A 22,167-nucleotide genomic window follows, 5' to 3' on the forward strand; every position below is an offset into this window, starting at 1 on the left:
GGAGCCTAGGGTGGCGAGCATGGTGAGCACCCCGGACATGACCTACCGCCCGCTCGGCCGCTCCGGCCTCATGGTCAGCAGGGTGGGGGTGGGCTGCAACGCTTTCGGTGCCCGCATCGACGCCGAGCAGACCCAGGCGGTCGTCGACGCGGCCATCGAGGTCGGCATCACCCTGTTCGACACCGCCGACATCTACGGTCGCGGTGAGAGCGAGGAGCTGCTCGGCCGCGCGCTGGGCGCGCGCCGCGGCGACGTCGTGGTGGCCACGAAGTTCGGCATGGACATGCAGGGCGACAACGGCCCGGACTGGGGCGCGCGCGGGTCCCGGCGGTACATCCGCAAGGCCGTCGAGGCCAGCCTGCGCCGGCTCGGCACCGACTGGATCGACCTGTACCAGCTGCACGAGCCCGACCCGGTGACGCCGATCAGCGAGACGCTCGCCGCGCTGCACGAGCTGGTGCTGGAGGGCAAGGTCCGCACCGTCGGCTGCTCGAACTTCGCTGCCTGGCAGGTCGCGGACGCCGACTGGACCGCCCGCACGTCCGGCTACGAGCGCTTCATCAGCGCGCAGAACAAGTACTCGCTGCTGGATCGCGACGTCGAGGACGAGCTGGTGCCCGCGTGCGAGGCGCTCGGCCTGGGAGTGCTGCCGTTCTTCCCGCTGGAGTACGGGCTGCTCACGGGCAAGTACCGGCGCGGCCAGGCCGCGCCGGACGGGTCGCGCCTGCAGCAGCAGACGGCCCGGCTGGAGTCCGCCGACTGGGACGCGATCGAGGCCGTCGAGGGGTTCGCCGGCGAGCGCGGGGTGAGCGTGCTGGACGTCGCCATCGGTGGGCTGGCCGCGCAGCCCGCCGTCGCCAGCGTGATCGCCGGGGCGACCCGCCCCGAGCAGGTCTACGCGAACGCCGCCGCCGGCGCCTGGGAGCCGACGCTCGAGGACCTCGCGGCCCTGGACGCCATCACGACGCAGGCGTAGTCGGGTATCCGATGTCACCATGGGTGTGACGGGGGCGGCGGCCGTCCTCGCGTGACCCTCGTGGAGGCCGGCGGTGACGGACACGGTGCCGCGCGCCGTCCAGCCGGCCCCTGCCTCGCCTGACCTGCGGACGCCCGCCCCGCCCCCTCGCCCGTCGTTGCGGACGGCGGCGCACGAGCGCGTCCTGGCCACCTGGGGCCGGTTCCTGACGTGGCCGTCGTGGGTCCAGGTCGTCGTGATCTACCTCGGCACCCGGGTGCTCAGCGCGGTCGTCATCGAGCTCGCGGCCCGATGGGGGCAGAACCCCGCCGGGGTCGGCGTCCTGAGCCCGCACTACCTCGACATGGTGCGGATCTGGGACGGCGAGTGGTACGAGCGCATCGCCCGGCACGGCTACCCGCACACGCTGCCGCACGGCGAGGTCGGCACCGTGGACTACAACAGCTGGGCGTTCTTCCCGTTGTTCCCCATGCTGGTGCGCGGCGTCCTCGTCACCGGGGTGTCCTTCTCGGTGGCCGCCACGGTGGTGAACCTCGTCGCCGGAACCGCTGCGGCCGTGGTGATCTGGCGGTTGTTCAGCCAGCGCCCGGGGCACGACCGGTTGGCCGTGCTCGCGGTCGGGATCTGGTGCCTGCTGCCCTCGGCGCCGGTGCTGCAGGTCGCCTACACCGAGGCGCTCGCTGCGCTGCTGCTGTCGGGTGCGTTGCTGCTGCTGGTCCGCCGGCAGTACCTGTGGGCCGTGCCCGTGGTGCTGCTGCTGGGCCTGACCCGGGCGGTCGCCGCGACCCTGCTGCTGGTCGTGCTCTGGCACGGCTGGCTGCGCTGGAGGGGACGGGCCGGCGACCCGTGGCCGGTGTGGCAGCAGGCGTCCTGGGCCGCGCTGGTCGTCGCAACGGGCGTGTCCGCCGTGCTGTGGCCGGTGATCGTCGGCGTGGCCACCGGCGTCCCCGACGCGTTCCTGCAGACCCAGGCGGCGTGGGGTCAGAAGCCGGCGGACGGGCCGTTCCTGCCCTGGCTGGAGTGGGCCTGGACCGGGCTCGGGCTGATCGGCGTCGCCCTGCTGCTCGGGGTGGTCGCCCTGTCGGTCCGGGTGCTCGCCGGCCGGCACACGGCGTGGCTGGTGCCCGAGCTGCGCGTCTTCGGCGTCGCCTACCCGGTGTACCTGCTGGCGGTGGTGCGGCCGATCACCAGCATGTGGCGGTTCCTGCTGCTGGACCTGCCGATCGCGGCGGCGCTGGCCAGCCTGGCGGCGCGCGGGTCGCGGGACCGGGTCGGCAGCGGCTGGTGGTGGCGGGTCGGGGCGGTGGCCGTGCTCGCGCTGGCCGCGCTGAGCTGGTGGACCGCCGTGTACCTGACCCGGATCCCGTGGGGCGACTCGCCGCCCTGACGTGAGCTGCCCCGCGATGGCAGACTGCGCCCGTGCCTGAGTTGCCCGAGGTCGAGGGACTGGCCGCCTTCCTGCGCGAGCACGCGGTCGGCCACGTCGTCGCGCGGATCGACGTCGCCGCCTTCAACGTGCTGAAGACGTTCGACCCGCCGCCGACGTCGCTGCACGGCCTCGAGGTCACCGAAGTCGCCCGGCACGGCAAGTGGGTGGACCTGGACGTCGATGGTCTGCACCTGGTCTTCCACTTGTCCAAGGCGGGCTGGCTGCGCTGGTCGACGAAGCTCAACCCGACGCCGTTGCGGCCGGGCAAGAGCCCGATCGCCCTGCGGGTCGTGCTGGACGACGACACCGGGTTCGACCTCACCGAGGCGGGCACCCGCAAGCGGCTGGCCGTGTACGTCGTCCGCGATCCGGCGTCCGTGCCGCAGATCGCCTCGCTCGGCCCGGACCCGCTGGACCCTGCCTTCGACCGGGCTGCCTTCGGGGCCCTGCTGGCCGGGCGGCGCACCCAGGTGAAGGGCCTGCTGCGGGACCAGTCCGTGCTGGCCGGCGTCGGCAACGCCTACTCCGACGAGGTGCTGCACGCCGCCAAGCTGTCGCCCTACGCGCTGGCCGGGTCGCTCGACGAGGGGCAGGTCGACGTCCTGTACGAGGCCCTGGAGTCGGTGCTGCGCGAGGCCGTGGCCGGGTCGGCCGGGCGGCCCGCGGCCGAGCTCAAGGACACCAAGCGCGCCGGGATGCGGGTGCACGGCCGCGCGGGACAACCGTGCCCGGTGTGCGGCGACACGGTCCGCGAGGTGAGCTTCGCCGACTCGGCGCTGCAGTACTGCCCGACCTGTCAGACCGGCGGCAAGCCGCTGGCCGACCGGCGGATGTCCCGACTGCTCAAGTAGAGCTGCTCACGGAGTGGTCGCAACAGGCGGGCGCCGCGGCGACCGTGGCAGGATCGTGCGCATGACTGGTGTGCCCGAGATCTCCGTCCAGGACCTGCCCGCCGACGCGGTGCTGCTCGACGTGCGCGAGCAGGACGAGTGGGACGCCGGGCACGTCGACGGCGCCGTGCACGTGCCGCTGAGCGAGGTGCCCGCGCGCCTGGGCGACCTGCCCGAGGCCGACCCGCTCTACATCATGTGCCGGTCCGGCAACCGGTCCGGCCGCGCGGCCGCCTGGCTGAACGCGCAGGGCATCGACTCGGTCAACGTCGCCGGTGGCATGAAGGCCTGGGCGTTCGCGGGCAAGCCGATGGCCGCGGCGTCCGGCTCCCCCACCGTCATCTGACGCCGCCCCCTGCGCCGCCCCTTTCCCGCATGTAGCGCGCTTCACGTGGTGATCGCGGCCCCATAGCCACGTGGAGCGCGAATGGTGCGAGGTCGAGGGTGGGCGACACGGTGATCGGCTAGTCTGCGGATGTATCGGCTCAGGGCTAGAGAGCCCGATAGTGTCCGATCGTGGACCCGATCCGGAACCCCTACGCCCCCGGCGCCGGCCAGCGGCCGCCCGAGCTGGCCGGTCGGGACGCCGAGCTGACCGCGTTCGACGTCGTGCTCGAGCGCGTCGCCCGCGGCCGTCCCGAGCGCTCGCTCGTGCTCACCGGCCTGCGCGGGGTGGGCAAGACCGTGCTGCTCGGCGCGCTGCGGTCGGCGGCGGTCCGAGCCGGGTGGGGCAGCGGCAAGCTCGAGGCCCGACCGGACACCTCGCTGCGCCGACAGCTCGCCGCCGCCCTGCACCTCGCGATCCGCGAGCTCGGCCCAGTAGAGGACGCCGACGACGGCACCCGGCACGTCCTCGGCGTGCTGAAGAGCTTCGCGCTGCGGGACGCCGGCCCGACCAGCAAGCTCCGCGAGCGCTGGCAGCCCGGGATCGACGTCCCGGCCGTGCCCGGACGCGCGGACTCCGGGGACATCGAGATCGACCTCGTCGAGCTGCTCGGGGACGTCGCGGGGCTGGCTGCCGAGCGCGGCCGCGGGGTCGCGATCTTCATCGACGAGATGCAGGACGTCGGGCCGGACGACGTCTCCGCGCTCTGCGCGGCCTGCCACGAGATCTCGCAGCAGGGCATGCCGCTGATCGTCGTCGGCGCCGGGCTACCGCACCTGCCGGCCGTGCTGAGCGCCAGCAAGTCCTACAGCGAGCGGCTCTTCCGGTACGTGCGGATCGACCGGCTCGACCCGCAGGCCGCCGGGCTGGCCCTGCGCTCGCCGGCCCACGAGGAGGGCGCCGACTGGACCGACGAGGCGCTCGCGGCCATGTACGACGCGACGGCCGGCTACCCGTACTTCGTGCAGGCGTACGGCAAGGCGGTGTGGGACGTCGCTCCGCGGTCCCCCATCACCGCGGACGACGTCCGGGTCGGTGCACCCGAGGCCGAGGCCGAGCTGACGGTCGGCTTCTTCGGCTCGCGGTACGAGCGTGCCACCCCCGGCGAGCGCGAGTACCTGCGAGCGATGGCGGACATCGAGAGTGCGGACGCGGAACCCGCCCAGGCCGGGGTGCCGACGTCCGCGGTCGCCGAGCAGCTGCAGCGCAAGCCGCAGTCGCTGTCGCCCGCCCGCGACGCGCTGCTGAAGAAGGGCCTGGTGTACAGCGCCGAGCGGGGCCGGATCGCGTTCACCGTGCCGCACTTCGGCCGCTACCTTCGCTCGCACGGCTAGGGACCTCGGCGGTGGCGGAGGTGGCTGGGGCGGCGCTGGAGGACCTGTGGCGCGGGCTGGCGCCCCAGGTGCTCGGCGCGGTCGTGCGCCGGTACGGCAGCTTCGACGCCGCCGAGGAGGCCGTGCAGCTGGCCGGCCTGGCGGCAGCGACGCAGTGGCCGGTGGAGGGGGTGCCGGACGACCCGAAGGCGTGGCTCATCACGGTGGCCTCGCGGCGGCTGATCGACCAGTACCGCAGCGACCAAGCCCGCGAGCGGCGTGAGCTGGAGGCCGTGGCCATGGCGCCGTCCGACACGTTCGTCGCCCCGGCCGCGGACGCCGACGACTCGGCCGGGCAGGACGACACCCTCACCCTGCTGCTGCTCTGCTGCCACGAGTCGCTCACAGCGCCGTCCCAGGTCGCGCTGACCCTGCGGGCCGTCGGCGGGCTGAGCACGGCGCAGATCGCCCGGGCGTTCCTGGTGCCGGAATCGACCATGGCGCAACGGATCAGCCGGGCCAAGCAGCGGATACGGGAGGTCGGCGCGCACTTCACGATGCCGACCGGCGACGCGCTGGCCGAGCGGTTGGGCGCGCTCCTGCACGTGCTGTACCTGGTCTTCAACGAGGGGTACACGGCGACGGCGGGGCCGGAGTTGGCGCAGGTCGAGCTGAGCACCGAGGCGATTCGCCTGACCCGGCTGGCCTTCGAGCAACTCCCGGACGACGGTGAGGTCGCCGGCCTGCTGGCCCTCATGCTGCTCACCGATGCGCGGCGTCCCGCGCGCACCACGGCGGCGGGCGCGCTCGTCCCGCTCGCCGACCAGGACCGGTCGCTGTGGCGTCGTCCGCTCATCGACGAGGGCGTCGCGTTGATCACGAAGACGTTGTCCAGCAAGGCCGTGGGGCCGTACCAGGTGCAGGCCGCGATCGCCGCCGTGCACGACGAGGCGCCGACCGCTGCGGAGACGGACTGGCGGCAGATCGTGGTGCTCTACGACCTGCTGGAGCGGTTGTCGCCCAACCCGGTCGTCTCGCTGAACCGGGCCGTGGCGGTGGCCATGGCGGGCTCGCCCACGGACGGGCTGGCCGTCGTGGAGGCGCTGGCGGCTGATCGACGACTCAGCGATCACCACCGGCTGCACGCGGTGCGGGGGCACCTGCTGGAGATGTCCGGTGACCCGGTGGGTGCCGAGGCCAGCTACCGCCGCGCCGCCCAGCTCACCACGAGCCTGCCCGAGCAGCGGTACCTCATCGAGCGGGCGGAGCGCCTGTCTCGCAGGTGATCTGTGATGTCACCGCTGGTCCGACACCACCGCGGCGAGCCCTCGGCGGGCGGTCTCGACCATCGACGGGTTGGTGTGCTGGTAGTACGGCAGCGCGATGGCCGCCCCCGACACGACGAGACCTTGCGCGCGGAGCCAGGTCGCGTCGTCCGGCTGGACGATCTCGCGGAAGGTCCGGCGGCTCGGGCCGTCGAGCACGTGCCAGGCCGCGGTGATGTCGTACGCCGGGTCGCCGGTGGCCATCGCACCGAAGTCGAGGACGCCGGCCAGGACCCCGTCCCGCACCAACAGGTTGCCGGGCAGCAGGTCGGCGTGCAGCCACACCGACGGTCCGGTCCACGCCGGTGCTGCGAGGGCGTCGTCCCAGATGCTGGTGACTCGCTCGACGTCCAGGAGACCGTCGCAGCGCACGATGAACTCACGGAAGGCCGGATCGCGGCCGACGAGCGGGCCGCCGCGCCCGAAGTCCTCTTGCGAGCCGGGCGGTGGGACGTCGGGGATCGCCTGCAGCTCGAGGACGACCTCGCCGAGCCGGCGGGCCGTGTCGGCGAGCGACGTGAACTCCTCGGCAAGGGCGTCGTTGCCCGGCAGCCAACGCACGACCGCCCACGGGAACGGGTAGTCCGCGGCCGGCGCGCCGGTGGCGACGACCTCGGGGACGTCGAGGGTCAGGTGCGGCCCGACGACGGGCAGCCAGCGGATCTCCTTGAGCAGCCCACCCACCGCACCGGGAGTCAGCGGCAGCCGCAGCGCGAGGTCGTCGCCGAGCCGGAACACCGCGTTCTCCGTGCCGCCGGACGCCACCCGCCGTACGGGCAGCGACGCATACCGGGGCAGCTGCTCGGCGACCAGCCGCTGCGCCAGCGCGATGTCGATCTCGACCTCGTCGTCGTGCAGGCGGGGCGGCGGCATCCGCACATGCTCGCGACCTGGGTGGTGGCAGGCAAGCGGATTGACGGCTACCAGATCGTCCGGAGGCCGGTCAGTCCGTGGAATGCCGCATCGCTGGTCACCAGGGTCAACGACTCCACCATGCACTGCGCCGCCAGCACTCGGTTGGTCAACCTCGTCGTGCGAGGTCGAGGACCTGTCCCACGCGCGCGGCGGCCTGCTCGGCCGACCAGTCGAGGTGGTCCACGTCGACGACGAACTCGACCTTGCTCCAGCCCGGCACCGCCGCGCTCGTGGCCCAGTCCAGCACCCAGACCTGCTCGGCCTCGGCGAACGCGATGCAGGCCTCGCGCAGGGCCTGCGGCTCGACGTCGGCGTAGATGACGAAGGCGTTGGTGTGCGGGGGATCCGGCGTCACGCGCACTCCCTCGAGGGCGCCGATCGCGGCCGCCCGCTCCCCGGCCAACCGGTGCAGCTCGGCGAACTGCCCGAGCCGGTCGCGCAGCCCCGCGCGGGCGGCGACCGCGTACGGCATGGACGAGAACAGCGTGCCGCCGTGCCGGTGCCGCCACTGGCGCACCTCGTCGACGACGTCGGACGGACCGGCGAGCGCGGCACCAGCCGGCGCCCCGAGTCCCTTGTAGAAGGACACGTAGACGGTGTCGGCCAGGGCGGCGATCTCGGCGAGGTCGCGGCCGTAGAACGGCTGGCTCTCCCACAGCCGCGCGCCGTCGAGGTGCACGGCGATGCCGCGCTCGCGGGCCGCCCCGGTCAGCGCGACGAGCTCGTCCCAGCTGGGCAGCAGGTAGCCGGCGTCGCGCAACGGAAGCTCGACCACCAGGGCGCCGAGCGGGCCGGGGTGCCCGGCCAGGTCGTCGGCCACGAGCGGGCTGGGGCCGTCCGCGAGCTCGCGCATCCGGATGCCGTGCAGCTCCTCGAGCGCGGCTTCCTCGTGCACGACCAGGTGGGACAGGGCGTGCACCCCGACGGCCCGGTGGCCCGTGCGATCCGACCAGACGCGCAGCGCGCACTGCTGCGCCATCGTGCCGCTGGGGACGAACGCCGCGGCCGGCTTGCCGAGCAGCCCGGCCACCTCGACCTCCAGGGCCGTGACGTCGCCGCCGGCGGCGTAGAAGTCACTGCTCGGCTCCTCCGCCGAAGCGGCCAGCGCCTCGAGCTGCTCGCGCGGGGTCCGGTGCGGGCGGCCCTGCAGGAAGCGGGTGCACTGCGCGCGGGCGGCGAGGCGACGCTCGTTCACGGCCTTGAGGTCGTCGGGTCCAGGCATCCCGACACCCTAGGGCCGCCGCCGAGACGAGGACGGCTCGCACCACGAGCCTCTGCCCGGATCGGCCCGAGCCGTGCCAAGATCGTGCGCGTGAACGGCGGCCCCGAGGTGGTGGCGCACCGTGGCTCGAGTGCCGAGAAGCCCGAGCACACCCTCTCCGCGTACCTGCGTGCCATCGAGCAGGGCGCCGACGCCCTCGAGTGCGACGTCCGGCTCACCGCCGACGGGCACCTGGTGTGCGTGCACGACCGCAAGGTCAACCGGACGTCCAACGGTCGCGGCGTCGTCTCGACCCTCGAGCTCGCGCACCTGGAGCAGCTCGACTGGGGATCCTGGATGCAGGACTGGGACGACGCGGACTCCGTCGAGACCCCCGACCGCGACCACGGCCGGCTCCTGACCCTGCGTCGCCTGCTGGACGCCGTCCGGGACTGCGGTCGCCCCGTCCAGGTGGCCATCGAGACCAAGCACCCGACCCGGTACGCCGGGCTGGTCGAGCGCACGCTGGCCCGGGTGCTGGCCGAGTACGGCTGGGACGGCGCGCACCCGCAGTTCCCGTCGCCCGTGCGCGTCATGTCCTTCTCGTCCCTGGCGTTGCAGCGGATGCGTCAACGCTCGCCGGACGTCCCGCGGGTGCTGCTGGTCGAGGACCGGATCCCCGTCCGGATGCGGGACGGAACCCTGCCCAAGGGCGTGGGGACGGTCGGGATCGACGTCCGGCTGCTGCGCCGTCACCAGGGCTTCGTGCGCTCGGTGCAGGGCCTCGGCGGCAAGGTGCACGTGTGGACCGTGGACCGGGACGAGGACGTCGAGCTCTGCCTCGCCCTCGGGGTCGATGCGATCATCACCAACCGCCCCCGGCACGTCCTGGAGCTGCTCGGACGCGGCGTGCACCCGGCCTGACGGGCATTCTGCCCAGAAGGGGTGCACCTTGGCCGTCCTCGGGTTAGTGTGAGCCGGTAGCAACGGGTGACGCGCCGTGACTCACGGCAATCCAGCACAGTATTTGTCCGTTTTGACGGCGACCGGGGCGAGCAAGGGAGGTTCCGTGACACAGGTGGCCACGCGCATTCCGACCCGCACGCGCACCTTGCGGGTGCCGCACGCCTTCGCCTCGGTGCCCCGCACCCGGCGAACGGTCGTCGAGGACCTGCGCGGCCGCGACGTCCCCTCGGCCGTGGTCGACGAGGTCGAGATCGTGGTCACCGAGCTGCTCGGCAACGCCGTCCAGCACGCTGCCGCCCTACCCGACGGCACCGTGCGCGTGCACTGGCAGGTCAAGGGCGGGGTCGTCGAGCTCGACGTCACCGACGGCGGGGGCAGCACGACGCCTCGCGCCCAGCAGCCCACGGTGTACGCCACCCGCGGCCGTGGCCTGCGCATCGTCCGTTCGCTCGCCCACGAGTGGGGTGTGCTGGACGAGGACCGGGGCCGCACGGTCTGGGTCTGCCTCGGTGGACCGTCCCGCCGCCGCCGTCCCTGAGCGCCGCCGTCCCTGAGCGAGCGCCTAGAGTCTTCGCCCATGGGCAAGTCCTCGCGCCGTCCCTCGACCACCTCCACCGCCAGCGCGGTCGCTGACGCCGACGTCCCCGTCGTCGGTCAGCGTGAACCGTGCCCCTGTGGTTCCGGCAAGAAGTACAAGGCCTGCCACGGCCGGGCCCGCGCCGTCGCGGCGCCGACGCCCACCGGCCGGACGTTCGAGGGCCTGCCCGGCGAGCCCGACTGGGTGGCGCTGCGCGAGGTGGTGCCGGCCGCGACCGCGACCCTGACCCTGGCTCCGGCCCTGCGCCGCAAGAAGTCCGGCGACCAACCGGCGTTGAACGAGATCACCGTCGCGACCGTGCTCCCGCTGGCCTGGCCGGCCATGCGTCGCGCGGACGGTCGGGTGCTCGTCGGGCTGCAGACCGGTGGTGGCTCCGGCGACCCGAGCCGGGACGTCGGGTCCGCGGCCGCCGCGGCGGTGGCCGCCGAGCCCGGCACCCCGATCACGCTGACCGACCTGCCGTCCGACGGCCCGCGCCTGCAGGCCGTCGTCGCGCCCGACGCGACCATGACCGTCACCCTGCACGAGGGCTTCGACTTCTGGGTCGAGGGCGCGGACGACCTCGACGCCGAGGTCCGCGAGAGCCTGGAGCGGGCCAACTCCGCGGTGATCCCGACCGCCCGGCTGACCGGGGTCGAGGCGGCGTACTGGTGCCAGATCGGCGACCGGACGCACCTGCGCTGGGTGCTGCCGCAGGGCGAGGACGAGCTGCTGGACGGCCTGGCCCGCCTGCACGCGACCGGCGAGAGCAGCCTCGGCGACGGCACCCGGTACGTCGGGGCGTTCCGCGCGCACGGACTGCTCGTGCCGGTCTGGGACCTGCCGCAGGAGTGGACCGCCGACGACGTCGAGGGGCCCGCCGCGGCGTTCGCCGAGCGGCTGGCCGAAGCGCTCGCGAAGGACGAGCCGCTGACCTACGACGAGCGTCGCGCCCGGGCCGGGGTCGTCAGCCGCCAGCTCACCCTGCGCTGACCTGCACGGCGCGTTCGGCGGCCAGCCCGACCAGGCCGGACGGCGAGAGCAGGTCGCGCACGATCGCGAGGGCCTGCTCGCGGTCGCGCGCCGGCAGCCGGACGTCGAGGGCCTGGCGGGTCCAGTCCGTGATGTCCTCGAGCGCTCGGCGGCAGGCGTAGAAGGCGAGCAGCTCGGGATCGAGGGCCGCGTCGGTGATGCCGTAGCCGGCGTCGAACGCGGTCCGCTGCTCGGTGTCGGCGGGGCCGAAGAACGGCAGGCCAACCCGCCCGAACATCAGGTCGCACTCGCGTGGGGCCAGCACCGCGTCGTCCCAGTCGATGAGCCAGACCTGGTCACCGCGGACGAGGAGGTTGCCGCGGTGCGGGTCGGCGTGGCAGAGGACGAGCCGGAACGTCCGGCGGCTCAACCGGTCGGCCTGCTGGACGACGCCGTCGATCACAGTCGCGAGCGCCTGCGCGGCGGCCGGCCACTGCTCGGCGAGTGGTCGTGCGTCGTCCACCAGCTCGCCGTGCCAGAGGTCCTCCGACCGCAGCACCGCGGCCAGCTCGGCCGGCACCGGTGCCGCGTGCACAGCGGCCAGCACCCGGCCGAGGTCGGTCCACTGCGCCAGCGTGGGATCGACGTCCGCTGCCCGGTCGCCCGCGATCCAGGTCATGACGGACAGGCGTCCACCCGGCCGCTCGCTCCACGGTCGGCCATCGGTGGCCGTCAGGGGTTCCGGGACGCCGGGGACCCCGGTGCCGGCGAGGTGCTGCGTCACGAGCAGCCCCGCGGCAGAGCCGCCGGTGCTGAGCTTGACCGCGAAGGAGGACCCGTCGTCGCAGGTGCCACGCCAGACCTGGGCCTGCCGGTCCGCGCCGTGCGGGACGGCGACCAGCGAGGACAGCCGCAAGCCAAAGTCGTGCGCGACCCAGCCCACGACCTCACCCTCGCTGCTCACCCGGCCACCCTGACACCGCGGCCGCAGCGCGTCCTGTGAATTTCGGACGTAGCCTGGCGCGATGGAGTACCGACGGCTCGGCCGGCTCGGCCACGAGAGCTCAGTGATCATCTACGGCGCGGCGGCGCTCGCCGACGTCGACCAGGACACCGCTGACCGCTCGATCCAGCAGGCCCTGGACGCGGGGGTGAACCACCTCGACGTCGCGGCCAGCTACGGGGACGCCGAGCTGCGGCTGGGGCCGTGGATCCCGCAGATCCGGGATCGGGTCTTCCTCGCGACGAAGACCGGCCTGCGCGAGCGCGAGGCGGCGTGGGCGCAGATCAACGACTCGCTGGAGCGGTTGCAGACCGACAGCGTCGACCTGCTGCAGCTGCACGCCGTCGGCGACCTGGACGAGCTCGACCTGTGCACCCGGGACGGCGGCTCGCTGCAGGCGGCCCTGCGCGCGCGGGACGAAGGGATGGTGTCCGCGATCGGCATCACCGGGCACGGCTCGCAGGCACCCGCCACGCACCTGGAGGCGTTGCGGCGCTTCGACTTCGCGACCGTGCTGAGCCCGCTGAACTACCGGCTGGCCAGCGACCCGGCGTACCGCGCGGACTACGAGGCGCTCGGCGCCGAGGTGCAGCGTCAGGACGTCGGCCTGATGATCATCAAGTCCGTCGCCCGGCGGAACTGGCCCGGCGTCGGAGCGGGCGAGGACCGGGGTCAGCAGGCCTACGACACCTGGTACGAGCCGTTCGACCAGGCCGAGCGGATCCGCGCCGCGGTGTCCTGGGTGCTGTCGCACCCCGAGATCACCGGACTGGCCAGCGCGGGCGACGTCCGGCTGCTGGCCGACACCCTCGCGGCCGAGGCCGACCGGCTGCCGGTCCCCGAGGCGGAGGCCCTGCTCGCCGGCGTCGACGACTACACGTCCCCGTTCCTGAACCAGCCCGCCTGACCCCACCGCCCGCCACACCGCAGATGTCCCGCTTTCCGGGCTCACAGCGCGCGGATGGCCCCGAATAGCGGAACATCTGCGCGGGCCGGGCGAGAGTTTGGGGGCGGGGTTACGGGGTGAGGGAGTCGCGCTCGATGGGGCAGGACATGCACCGGGGGCCGCCGCGGCCGCTGCCGAGCTCGCTGCCCGCGATGGCCACGACCTCGATGCCGGCGGCCTCGAGGCGGGTGTTCGTCTCGCTGTTGCGCTCGTAGGCGACCGCGACCCGCGGCGCGAGCGCCAAGGTGTTGTTGCCGTCGTCCCACTGCTCGCGCTCGGCGGTGACCGGGTCGAGGCCGGTGTCCAGCACGTGCAGGCGCTCGATGCCCATGGCCCGCGCGGCGACGTCCAGGAACGGCCCGGCCGCGTCGACCCGCAGCACGTCCTCGCCGTTCAGCGTGATCGCCAGCGCCTGCAGCGAGTGCGCGACGTTGGGGTACATGACGATCGCGTCGACGTCGACCATCGTGCAGACGGTGTCCAGGTGCATGGTGGCCCGCTCCTGCGCGATCGGCACCGCCAGCACGGTGTGCGCGAGCCCGGCCCGCAGCAGCCGCCCGGCCAACCGCTCCACGCCGGCGGGCGTCGTCCGCTCCCCGGTGCCGACCGCGACCACGCCGGACGCGAGCAGCAGGACGTCGCCGCCCTCGACGTGCTCGAGCTCCGGCTGGTACGCGAGCGGGGTGCCGGCGAACCGCGGGTGGTGCTGGTAGATCGCCTTGGTCAGCGACGTCTCGCGCCGACGCGCCGGCATGGCCAGGCTGGTGACGGCGACCTGCGGACCCACCCAGGCGCTGGAGTCGCGGGTGAACAGCAGGTTGGGCAGCGGGTCGATGACGAAGTCCTCGGGCGAGGCCAGTGACGACACCACTCCGGGGCGCAGCATCGGACGCCGGGCCGAGAGCTCGTCGTGCCGCAGCCCCGAGATGAGCACCTCGGCGAGCTCGGCCTCGTCCAGGTCGCCGAGCAGCGCACGGGCGCGGCTGGCCAGCCGGTCCCCGACGTGCGGCTCGCCCAGCGCGTACTCGACCGTGTCGTGCCGCGCCTGCGGCACCGTCAGCGCCTCGCGCAGCAGGTCCGCCAGGTAGAGCACCTCGACCCCGCGGTCGGTCAGCGCGGCGGCGAAGGCGTCGTGCTCGTCCTGGGCGCGGTCGACCCACGGGATGCCGTCGAAGAGCAGGCGGTCGTTGTTCCGCGGGGTGAGGCGGCGCAGCTCGTGACCGGGACGGTGCAGCATCACGGTGCGCAGCCGTCCTACCTCGCTGTCTGCTCCTGCCATGGCGCCGACCCTACCTGCGGCTAGGCTCCACCGGGTGAGCGAGCAGCCGACGTCCGTCGCCGTGGTGATCCCGGCCAAGGACGAGGCGCAGCGCATCGCGGCGACCATCGCCGCGGCCGCGACCATCGCCGGCGTCGACCTGGTGGTCGTGGTGGACGACGGGAGCAGCGACGAGACGTCGACGGTGGCCCGCGAGGCGGGGGCCGAGGTGGTCCGGCACGACCGCAACCAGGGCAAGGGCAAGGCGATGCAGACCGGCGCGGCCTACGTGGCCCGGCACGAGAGCACGCCGCACGCCTTGCTCTTCATCGACGCCGACCTGGAGGGCTCCGCGGTCGAGACCGGTGCCCTGGTCGCTCCGGTGGTCAGCGGCGCCGCGGACATGACGATCGCGGTGCTGCCGAAGCAGAAGAGCGCCGGGGGTGGCCGCGGGTTCGTCGTCGGGCTGGCCAGCCGCGGGATCGAGCGGGCCACCGGCTGGACGCCGACCCAGCCGCTGTCCGGGATGCGCTGCCTGACCCGGCCGGCCTACGAGGCGGCCCAACCGCTCGCGGCCGGCTGGGGCGTGGAGGTCGGCCTGACCATCGACGTGCTGCGGCGCGGGATGACCATCGAGGAGGTGCCCTGCGAGCTGCACCACCGGGTCACCGGCACCGGCCTGAGCGACCAGCTGCACCGGCTGAGCCAGTACCGCGACGTCTGGCGCGCGCTCGCCGTCCGGCGCGTGCGCGCCGCCCTGCGACGTCCATGACGGACGCGCCGTCCATGACGGACGCCGGGTCGCGGCGCCGGGTCTCCCCGTGGGCGCTGCTCGCGGTCGGCACGTCGTTCGTGCTGCTGATCGGCACCGCGGCGTTCGGCCCGTCGGCGGCCTCACCGGACCTGGGCGCCGATACCGGTTGGCGCGCAGCACTTCCACCCTGGTCCATCGGCTTCCACGCCTCGTCCGCGCTGGTGACCGGCCTGGTCGACACGGGCTACCTGATCGGCGGTATCGGCGTCGCGCTCGGCCTGTGGGCGGCGTACCGGGGGGAGCGGGTGCCCCCGCAGGCCCTCGGGGTCGCCGGCGCCTTCGCGGTGCTGGCCGTCCTCGTCGCCCCGCTCGGCTCCGCCGACCACGTCAGCTACGCGGCCTACGGTCGGATCGCGGCGAACGGCGGTGACCCGTACGTCGTCCCGCCGCAGAGCTGGGCTGGCGGGCACGACCCGGTGGCCGGCGCGGTCGAACCACCGTGGACGACGACCCCGACCATCTACGGGCCGGTGGCCACCGCCATCCAGGCCGTGTGCAGCCTGGTCGGCGGGGACAGCCTGCGACTGACCGTGTGGTGCTGGCAGCTCTGCTGCCTGGCCGCCTGGCTGACCGTCGGCTGGCTGGTGATCCGATTGTGCCGCAACGCCTTCGGCGCGACGTCGTGGCAGGTGGACCGCGCCGCCTGGGTGTGGCTGCTCAACCCGGTGCTGCTCGGCGTCCTGTTGGTCGGTGCGCACGTCGACCTGCTCGGCGCGGCGTTCGCGGTCGGTGCGCTGGCGCTCGCCGGGCGTCGTCCGTTGCTGGCCGGCCTGGCGCTGGGGGCCGCCGTCGGCGTGAAGGCAACGTTCGCGCTGGTGGGCCCTGCACTGCTGATCGCGTTGTGGCGCAGGGACCGTGGCAGGTCCTGGCGGCCCGCGCTGCTCGGCGTCCTCGGCTCGGCGATCGTGCTGCTGCCGGCGCAGCTGTGGGCGGGCTCGCACGTGTTCGACCAGCTCAGCCGGGCCCGGCGCTTCGTCTCGCTCGCGACGCCGTGGCGCCCGTTCGTGGAGTGGGCGACCGGACCGTTCACGAACGACGCGGTGCGCGACGCCGTGGTGCTGCTCACCCCCGTCGTGGTGATCGGCCTGGCGGTGCTGCTGTGGTTGGTGATCCGGCCCGGCGCCGGCGAGCCCGTGGCCGACGCGGCCGACCAGGTCACCGTCGACGCGGCCGGCTGGGCCCTGGTGCTGGGCGCCGCCTACGTCCTCGGCGCGCCGTACTCGTTGCCCTGGTACGACGCCGTGGCCTGGGCGCCGCTGGCGCTGGTCGCGGTGCCGGGGGTGGACGCCCTGCTGCTGGTCCGGCTGGTCGCGTACTGCGTGGCCTACGTGCCGGGCCGGGTGATCGGGTCGAGCCGGCACGTGCAGGACGTCACGCTGGGCTATCGCCGGGGCTGGGCTCCGTGGATCGGGCTGGCGCTGCTGCTGGCGCTGGGCTGGCTCGCCGCTCGTCGTCCTCGAGGGCCTGCACGCTCGCCGCGATGATCAGCGGGATGGCCAGGGTGAAGCCGACGGCCGGGATCGCCGTCCCGGAGTCGTTGACCGCGAAGCCGATGCCGAGCAGCAGCAGCAGGCAGCCCAGGCCCTGGCGCAGGGTGGGGCTGCGGTCGTAGGCCCGTTGCAGCGCACCGGCTCCGACGGACGACGGCCGCATCAGCACCAGCACCACGAACAGCGCCGCGAAGGGCACCAGGATCGACAGGACGCTGCCGAACAGGATCGACAGGTTCTGCTCGCCCTTGCGGGAGATGACCTGCCAGGCGCCGCCGTCGATCACGGTCTGCACGAACCGGCCCAGGTGGGTCTGGCTGTCGGTCGGCCGCAGCCAGTCCAGCACCGAGACCACCGTGAGCATGGCCACCGTGCCGACGCCGATCAGGATCACCTTGCGCCAGGTCAGCCGGATGCCGAGCACCAGCAGGGTCAGCACCGCGAACGCCGGGACCATGCCCAGCGGCCCGCCGAAGTCGCTGCCCCACGCGGGGCTCACGTCCAGGGCCGTGGCGATGACGCCGATCAGCGCCACCGCGGCGGCGGCGACCTTGCGGCGTCCGGACTGGACGAAGTGGTCGGCCACCGCGATGGCGAACAGCATCGCGCCGGTGCCGAAGAGGGCGAAGGCCACGTTGGAGAAGCCGTAGAACCGCCCGGCCACCACGGGTTGCAGGCCCATCAGGCTCGAGGTCTGCAGCCGCGACCCGGTCACGATGTCGGCGGCCAGCACCAGCGACGTCAGCCCGGCGACCGCGCCGAACGGGCCGAGCAGCCGGCGGCGCCACGGGCCGAGCTGAGCGACCAGCGTCAGGGCCGTCACGTAGGCCGCGACGACCAGCACGACCATCAGCAGCGCGTGCTGGTAGCGCCACCACGGCACGGTGTTGGCCAGGTACGTCGACACCGGGACGCACGCGAACACGAGCGCGGTCCGGCGCACCAGCGTCAGCAGCCGGCGGCGCTTCGACCCGGACGCCCAGCGGTGCCGCAGCACGATCGCGGCGCCGCCGTACAGCAGCAGCTGCGCGATCACCAGGCCGTTGAAGAACGGCGCCACCAGCTTCTGCACGCGCTGCGCGGCCTGGTCGAGGTCGCTGACCTTCTCGAGCCGGTCGGCCGCGCTGGCCGGCGCCTGCCCGGAGGCCACCGACCGGTTCGTGATGGGTGAGCCGACCAGGGTGTTCGGCTCCGGGACGTCGAGCAGGTGCAGCAGGGTCGGCGTCACGTCCGTGGCCTGCACGAGCGCCACCTGCCGGGTGGACGACGTCCACAGCCAGCCCGGCCCGTAGCCGGGACCGGTCGCCGCGCCCAGCTGCAGGTGCGGCGTCGCCCCCGCGTCAGCCAGCGACAGCACGAGGACGCGAGCGCCGTCCGGCACGGCCGCCAGCACCTGGCCGACGGCGTCGTCCACGGCCTTCACCTGCTCGGCGCGCGAGCCGTCGGTGATCGCCACGCCCTGCTCGGCCGGCCCCGGCAAGGGGTCGCCCGGGTCACGCACCGCGCCGACGTCCACGACGGTCAGCGGGCAGTCGGACGACGACAGCGCGCCGCCGAGCCCGGTCAGCGGGCTGTACCGGGCGACGGTGCCGTCACGGCGCGCCAGGGCGGCCGCCGCACCCGGCCCGACCGCGGTAGCGCACACGTCCGCCGTGGCCAGGGTGTCGCCGAGCAGACCGGGTGTGGCGTCGAACTTCTCGCCGTCCGCCTCTGTGACGTACCGCGGCCAGGTGGTCACGGTGGCGGAGCCGAGGGGGGCGACGCCGCCGCTCACCTCGACGGGCCGGCACACCCGCACCGCGGGGTCCTTCGCCTTCGGGTCGCGCTCGTCGGCGGCCCGGCGTCCGGACGAGACCGCGAGCCAGCCGTCCACCGGGCACGCAGCGGGCTTCACGCTGCGCACGGTCACGTCCCCGATCGAGCCGACCTGCGCGAGCCGCGCCAGGTTGGGGGTCGCTTGCGCCGAGACGTCCGACCACTGCACGCCGCCGGTGCCGATCAGCACGACCGGGGCGACCGGACCGGACGGCGCCGCGGCCGCGCTCGGCGCCACGGCCGCGGTCGCGGTCGCACTCAGACCCAGGGCGCTGATCCCCAGCAGAACGGCGACGAGGCGTGGTCGGATCGGCACCTGCACAGAGTAGGGGCCCCATCGGCCAGACTGTGACCTGTGACCCGTGCCCCCCGCCCCGCCGTGCAGGCACTCGTCGTCGTCGCGGTCCTGGTGCTGGCCGAGCTGCCGATCGCCTGGCACTACCTGGTCACGTGGCCCGGTGACCAGTGGCAGGTGGACGTCGAGGTGTACCGCGAGGCGGCCCGTTCGGTGGTCTACGGCCGGCCCATCTACGAGCAGCTCACCGAGTCCCCGCAGCTCCTGCCGTTCACCTACCCGCCGTTCGCGGCGCTGGTGTCACTGCCGATGACGCTGGTCTCGTTCCACGCACTGGGCTGGATCTGGACGGGGATGCAGGTCGCTGCGACGTACGCGACGGTGATGATCGCCTTCCGCCGGTTGCTCGCTCGGGTCGAGCCGTGGCGGTGGGTGGCCGGCGCCCTGGTGACGGTGCCGATGCTCTACCTGCTGCCGGTCTCGGACGGCGTCCGGTTCGGTCAGGTGAACGCGTTCCTGGTGCTCGCCTGCCTGGGTGACCTCGCGCTGCCCCTCGGGCCGTGGCACCGGGTGCGTGGGATCTGGATCGGGCTGGCGACGGCCATCAAGCTGACGCCCGGGGTGTTCTTCGTGCACTTCGCCGTGTGCCGGCGCTGGCGCGAGCTCGCCGCGGGCGTGCTGGCCGCAGCGACCGCGACCGTGGCGGCCGCGCTGGTGCTGCCGGAGGCGACGGTGGCGTTCTGGGGCGGCGCGCTCGGCGACCCGAACCGGTTGGGGCCCAACCGCGGCACGTCCAACCAGTCGCTGCGCGGGGTGCTGCTGCGGCTGGGACCGGAGGGTGCGGCCGGCACCGCGCTGTGGCTGCTGGCCGTGCTCGTCGTCGGGGTGATCGGCTTCACGTTGGCTCGGCGCGCCTACCGGGCGGGTGACCCCATCGCGGAGGTCGCGGCCGTCGGTCTGATGGCGGTGCTGCTGTCGCCGGTGGCATGGGTGCACCACTACGCCTGGGTCGTTCTCGTGATCGCCGCGCTGGTCGGTGACGGGCGGGACCGGCGTCGGCTCGTCTTCGCCGGGATCATCACGGCCTGGTTCCTGGCCCGGCTGCCCTGGTGGGGGATCAGCTGGGTCGCGAACGATTGGCCCGTCCTGTGGTTCGGCCGGATCCTGCAGAACTCCTACTGCCTCGGCGGTCTCCTCGCCCTCGCGCTGCTGTGGCGGGTGGTGCCGTCGCCGGGCGCCGCCGGGCGTGTCGCGCAGGATGTCCGGGACAGCGAGCAGGACATGCCACTCGGGCATTGAGGTGCCCGTGCGGCATGGACCGCTCCGACGTGGGCGCTTCCGGCGCGCCCGGTCAGCCGCCGAAGTCCTGCGTCCAGTAGACGCCGTAGCTGCCGCCCCGGGCGACACCGACCCCGAGCTTGCTGAAGCCGCAGTTGAGGATGTTGGCGCGGTGCCCCGGGCTGTTCATCCACGAGTCCATCACCGCGGCGGGGCTGCGCTGACCGGCGGCGATGTTCTCGCCCAGCAACCCGCCCGAGTACCCCGCGGCGTGGATGCGCTGGTCGAAGGTCCGCCCGTCCTGGGACACGTGCGAGAAGTAGTCGTGCGTCGCCATGTCGGTGCTGTGGCCGACGGCGGCGCGGGTGAGCGCGGCGTCCGAGGTGACGGGTCGGCACCCCGCCGTGGACCGTGCCGTGTTCACCAGGGCGAGCACCGCGCTCGCCTCGGACGTCGACGGGGTGGTGCTGCGCGGCGGTGAGGTGGCGCGGGGCCCGCTGGTGGCGTGGGGCGTGCGGGTGGCCCGCGGCTTGGCGCTGGCTGCGGGCGTGGCAGCGGCGCGGACCTTGGCCCGGGCCGGGGGCTTCGCCGTGGCGGTCGGGCGCGGGGTCGGTGATACCGACGGGCTGCTCGTCGCCCGGCTCGTCGTGGTCGTGGTCGTGGTCGTGGTGGCGGCGAGGCGGTCGGCGGCCGGCGCGAGCGCGTCGTCCGGTCGGGTGGCGAGGTAGCCGAGGGACGACGCGACGCACAGCACGACGACGCCGGCCAGGGCAGCGGCGACGCGGCCACGAGGTCCTGCGGGGGTGTCCGGACGCATCCGGACGATCTTGCACTACCGGGACAGATCACTCAACCGCAGCGGCTCAGGACTGCTGCCCCAGTGCCTTGGCCTCCTCCTGCTCGGCCGCCGCGTTCCAGTCCCGCTTCGAGGACTGCCAGCCGTCCTCGTTCAGCCCCACGCGCCAGTAGCCCGAGATGGACTGCTGGGTCCGGTCGATCCCGCGGTCGATCCGCAGGTGGGCGCGCAGCTCCTTGACGAAGGTCGCCTCGCCGTGGACGAAGAACTGACCGCGGCCGGGTGGGAACGCCGCCGCCTTCACCTGGTCCACCAGCAGCGCACCGACTTTGCGGTCCTCGCGGTGCAGCCACACGACGTCCACCTCGGCGGCCGACTCGATCGGCTGCTGGTCGGCGGCGTCCGGCACCTCGATGAAGGCGGTCGCGGTGGCCCCGGCGGGCAGCGCCTCCAGCGCGGCCGCGATGGCCGGCAGGGCGCTCTCGTCGCCGGCGAGCAGGTGCCAGTCCGCCGCCGGGTCCGGCGCGTAGCCGCCACCCGGACCGTTGAACAGGATCTCGTCGCCGGGCTGCGCGTTCGCGGCCCACGGCCCGGCGACGCCCTCGTCCCCGTGCACCACGAAGTCGATGGCGAGCTCGCGGCGCTCGGCGTCCCACCTGCGCACCGTGTAGGTGCGCACGAGCGGCCGCTCCTGCCCCGAGTCGAAGAGCAGCTTCACGTAGTGGTCGGTGTACTCGCCGGCGGCGAACCGGTCGAGGCCGGCGCCGCCGAGGACGACGCGCACCAGGTGCGGGGAGACCTGCTCGGTGCGCAGCACCACGCCGTGGTGCGGGTCGGGGCGCGGGCGGCGAGGTTGCTCGGTCACGAGGTTGGAGCCTTTCGGAGAGTGCGGGATCAGATGGGCAGGTCGACGCCGGCGGCTTGCAGCGCGCAGATCGCGGCCAGCAGCAGGCAGACCCCGCCGCCGATCCGTTGCACGGTGGCCAGCCTGACCCGGCGGAGCAGCGCCCGGCCGGCGACCGCCCCGAGCGCGGAGACCAGCAGCAGGCCGACCCAGGCGCCGACGAACACCGAGAGCGGGTCCTTCGTGCGGACCACCAGGCCGGCGGTGAGCAGCTGCGACAGGTCGCCCCACTCGGCCACGAACAGCACGGTGAAGCTCGCCACGACGGCGCGCCAGCCGGTGGCTGCCTTCGTGACCTTGGCGCCGAACTCGGCCTCGGTCTCGGCCTCCTCCTCGTCGGCCTTCTTCGCCCCGCGCAGCAGGACGATGCCGCCGATCAGGAACATCACCGCGGCGAACGCCACCACCGGTCGGTGCGGCAGGCGCGAGATCAGCCCACCGGCCGTGACGGCCACCAGGGTCTGCACGAAGAACGCGAGCCCGACGCCGATCCAGACCAGCAACGGCCGGTACCGGGTGGCCAGCACCAGGGTGGCGACGAAGGTCTTGTCGGGGAGCTCGACGGGCACGATGAGGATCAGCGCCGTCAGTGCCACGGTCAGATCCACGCGGACCAGCC

At 73.9% G+C, this 22,167-nt stretch carries 21 protein-coding genes; 13 read left to right on the forward strand and 8 right to left on the reverse strand.

The window, feature by feature from the left end; all coding sequences use genetic code 11:
- The first annotated feature begins 19 nt into the window (after nucleotides 1–19).
- The 6 genes from ABEB17_RS07750 to ABEB17_RS07775 all read left to right on the forward strand — a co-directional run bounded on the left by ABEB17_RS07750 (nucleotide 20) and on the right by ABEB17_RS07775 (nucleotide 6,279).
- Nucleotides 20–976 carry an aldo/keto reductase gene (locus tag ABEB17_RS07750; protein WP_345716106.1) on the forward strand — a complete coding sequence of 319 codons (957 nt, stop codon included), beginning with the start codon at nucleotides 20–22 and terminating at the stop codon, nucleotides 974–976.
- Between the two features lie 73 nt (nucleotides 977–1,049).
- Nucleotides 1,050–2,363, forward strand: coding sequence for a hypothetical protein (locus tag ABEB17_RS07755; RefSeq protein ID WP_345716107.1), 1,314 nt, complete (start codon nucleotides 1,050–1,052; stop codon nucleotides 2,361–2,363).
- A gap of 32 nt (nucleotides 2,364–2,395) precedes the next feature.
- Nucleotides 2,396–3,256 carry an Fpg/Nei family DNA glycosylase gene (locus tag ABEB17_RS07760; RefSeq protein WP_345716108.1) on the forward strand — a complete coding sequence of 287 codons (861 nt, stop codon included), beginning with the start codon at nucleotides 2,396–2,398 and terminating at the stop codon, nucleotides 3,254–3,256.
- Nucleotides 3,257–3,317: 61 nt separating this feature from the next.
- Nucleotides 3,318–3,641 (forward strand): rhodanese-like domain-containing protein, encoded by a 324-nt coding sequence (locus ABEB17_RS07765; protein WP_345716109.1) that lies wholly within the window; start codon nucleotides 3,318–3,320, stop codon nucleotides 3,639–3,641.
- Between the two features lie 170 nt (nucleotides 3,642–3,811).
- Nucleotides 3,812–5,014 (forward strand): ATP-binding protein, encoded by a 1,203-nt coding sequence (locus tag ABEB17_RS07770; protein WP_345716110.1) that lies wholly within the window; start codon nucleotides 3,812–3,814, stop codon nucleotides 5,012–5,014.
- Between the two features lie 20 nt (nucleotides 5,015–5,034).
- Nucleotides 5,035–6,279, forward strand: coding sequence for an RNA polymerase sigma factor (locus ABEB17_RS07775; protein WP_345716381.1), 1,245 nt, complete (start codon nucleotides 5,035–5,037; stop codon nucleotides 6,277–6,279).
- A gap of 9 nt (nucleotides 6,280–6,288) precedes the next feature.
- On the opposite strand, the gene ABEB17_RS07780 is transcribed toward ABEB17_RS07775, so the two are convergent.
- Nucleotides 6,289–7,191, reverse strand: coding sequence for an aminoglycoside phosphotransferase family protein (locus tag ABEB17_RS07780; RefSeq protein WP_345716111.1), 903 nt, complete (start codon nucleotides 7,189–7,191; stop codon nucleotides 6,289–6,291).
- 148 nt (nucleotides 7,192–7,339) lie between these two features.
- On the reverse strand, nucleotides 7,340–8,455 hold the full coding sequence (locus tag ABEB17_RS07785; protein WP_345716112.1) for a threonine aldolase family protein: 1,116 nt from the start codon (nucleotides 8,453–8,455) through the stop codon (nucleotides 7,340–7,342).
- 90 nt (nucleotides 8,456–8,545) lie between these two features.
- Between ABEB17_RS07785 and ABEB17_RS07790 the strand changes: the two genes are divergently transcribed.
- The 3 genes from ABEB17_RS07790 (at nucleotide 8,546) to ABEB17_RS07800 (ending at nucleotide 10,970) form a co-directional block, all read left to right on the forward strand.
- A complete protein-coding gene (locus tag ABEB17_RS07790; protein ID WP_345716113.1) occupies nucleotides 8,546–9,358 on the forward strand; it encodes a glycerophosphodiester phosphodiesterase in 813 nt (270 codons plus the stop codon).
- A 154-nt stretch (nucleotides 9,359–9,512) separates the two neighbouring features.
- Entirely contained in the window at nucleotides 9,513–9,938 is a 426-nt protein-coding gene (locus ABEB17_RS07795; RefSeq protein WP_345716114.1) for an ATP-binding protein, read from the forward strand.
- Nucleotides 9,939–9,977: 39 nt separating this feature from the next.
- The gene (locus ABEB17_RS07800) at nucleotides 9,978–10,970 is read left to right on the forward strand and encodes a DUF5926 family protein (protein ID WP_345716115.1); all 993 of its coding nucleotides are present in this window, start codon (nucleotides 9,978–9,980) and stop codon (nucleotides 10,968–10,970) included.
- Here the strand turns inward: ABEB17_RS07800 and ABEB17_RS07805 are convergent.
- Nucleotides 10,957–11,913 carry a phosphotransferase enzyme family protein gene (locus ABEB17_RS07805; RefSeq protein WP_345716116.1) on the reverse strand — a complete coding sequence of 319 codons (957 nt, stop codon included), beginning with the start codon at nucleotides 11,911–11,913 and terminating at the stop codon, nucleotides 10,957–10,959. The two genes, ABEB17_RS07800 and ABEB17_RS07805, sit on opposite strands and share 14 nt — an antisense overlap.
- Nucleotides 11,914–11,974: 61 nt before the next feature.
- Between ABEB17_RS07805 and ABEB17_RS07810 the strand changes: the two genes are divergently transcribed.
- The gene (locus tag ABEB17_RS07810) at nucleotides 11,975–12,859 is read left to right on the forward strand and encodes an aldo/keto reductase (protein WP_345716117.1); all 885 of its coding nucleotides are present in this window, start codon (nucleotides 11,975–11,977) and stop codon (nucleotides 12,857–12,859) included.
- A gap of 109 nt (nucleotides 12,860–12,968) precedes the next feature.
- Here the strand turns inward: ABEB17_RS07810 and ABEB17_RS07815 are convergent, their stop codons facing one another.
- Nucleotides 12,969–14,177 (reverse strand): arginine deiminase, encoded by a 1,209-nt coding sequence (locus tag ABEB17_RS07815; protein WP_345716118.1) that lies wholly within the window; start codon nucleotides 14,175–14,177, stop codon nucleotides 12,969–12,971.
- Here ABEB17_RS07815 and ABEB17_RS07820 point away from each other — a divergent pair.
- Together ABEB17_RS07820 and mptB are read left to right on the forward strand one after the other, a co-directional pair.
- Nucleotides 14,176–14,928: a glycosyltransferase gene (locus tag ABEB17_RS07820; RefSeq protein ID WP_378227011.1), complete on the forward strand. Its 753-nt coding sequence runs from the start codon at nucleotides 14,176–14,178 to the stop codon at nucleotides 14,926–14,928. The genes ABEB17_RS07815 and ABEB17_RS07820 overlap by 2 nt on opposite strands.
- A complete protein-coding gene (gene mptB / locus ABEB17_RS07825; RefSeq protein WP_345716120.1) occupies nucleotides 14,925–16,454 on the forward strand; it encodes a polyprenol phosphomannose-dependent alpha 1,6 mannosyltransferase MptB in 1,530 nt (509 codons plus the stop codon). Before ABEB17_RS07820 ends, mptB begins: the two co-directional genes overlap by 4 nt.
- Here mptB and ABEB17_RS07830 read toward each other — a convergent pair.
- Entirely contained in the window at nucleotides 16,342–18,591 is a 2,250-nt protein-coding gene (locus ABEB17_RS07830) for a hypothetical protein (RefSeq protein ID WP_345716121.1), read from the reverse strand. The two genes, mptB and ABEB17_RS07830, sit on opposite strands and share 113 nt — an antisense overlap.
- 39 nt (nucleotides 18,592–18,630) lie before the next feature.
- Between ABEB17_RS07830 and ABEB17_RS07835 the strand changes: the two genes are divergently transcribed.
- Nucleotides 18,631–19,869 (forward strand): glycosyltransferase 87 family protein, encoded by a 1,239-nt coding sequence (locus tag ABEB17_RS07835; RefSeq protein WP_345716122.1) that lies wholly within the window; start codon nucleotides 18,631–18,633, stop codon nucleotides 19,867–19,869.
- A 52-nt stretch (nucleotides 19,870–19,921) separates the two neighbouring features.
- Here the strand turns inward: ABEB17_RS07835 and ABEB17_RS07840 are convergent, their stop codons facing one another.
- From ABEB17_RS07840 to ABEB17_RS07850, 3 genes are read right to left on the reverse strand one after another with little or no spacing between them, the layout of a single operon-like run.
- A complete protein-coding gene (locus tag ABEB17_RS07840; RefSeq protein ID WP_345716123.1) occupies nucleotides 19,922–20,665 on the reverse strand; it encodes a CAP domain-containing protein in 744 nt (247 codons plus the stop codon).
- Nucleotides 20,666–20,711: 46 nt separating this feature from the next.
- On the reverse strand, nucleotides 20,712–21,509 hold the full coding sequence (locus tag ABEB17_RS07845; protein ID WP_345716124.1) for a siderophore-interacting protein: 798 nt from the start codon (nucleotides 21,507–21,509) through the stop codon (nucleotides 20,712–20,714).
- Between the two features lie 29 nt (nucleotides 21,510–21,538).
- Nucleotides 21,539–22,156, reverse strand: coding sequence for a TMEM165/GDT1 family protein (locus ABEB17_RS07850; protein WP_345716125.1), 618 nt, complete (start codon nucleotides 22,154–22,156; stop codon nucleotides 21,539–21,541).
- Nucleotides 22,157–22,167 lie beyond the last annotated feature (11 nt).

Origin of the sequence: Angustibacter luteus (assembly GCF_039541115.1) — a bacterium.
Taxonomy (GTDB): domain Bacteria; phylum Actinomycetota; class Actinomycetes; order Actinomycetales; family Angustibacteraceae; genus Angustibacter; species Angustibacter luteus.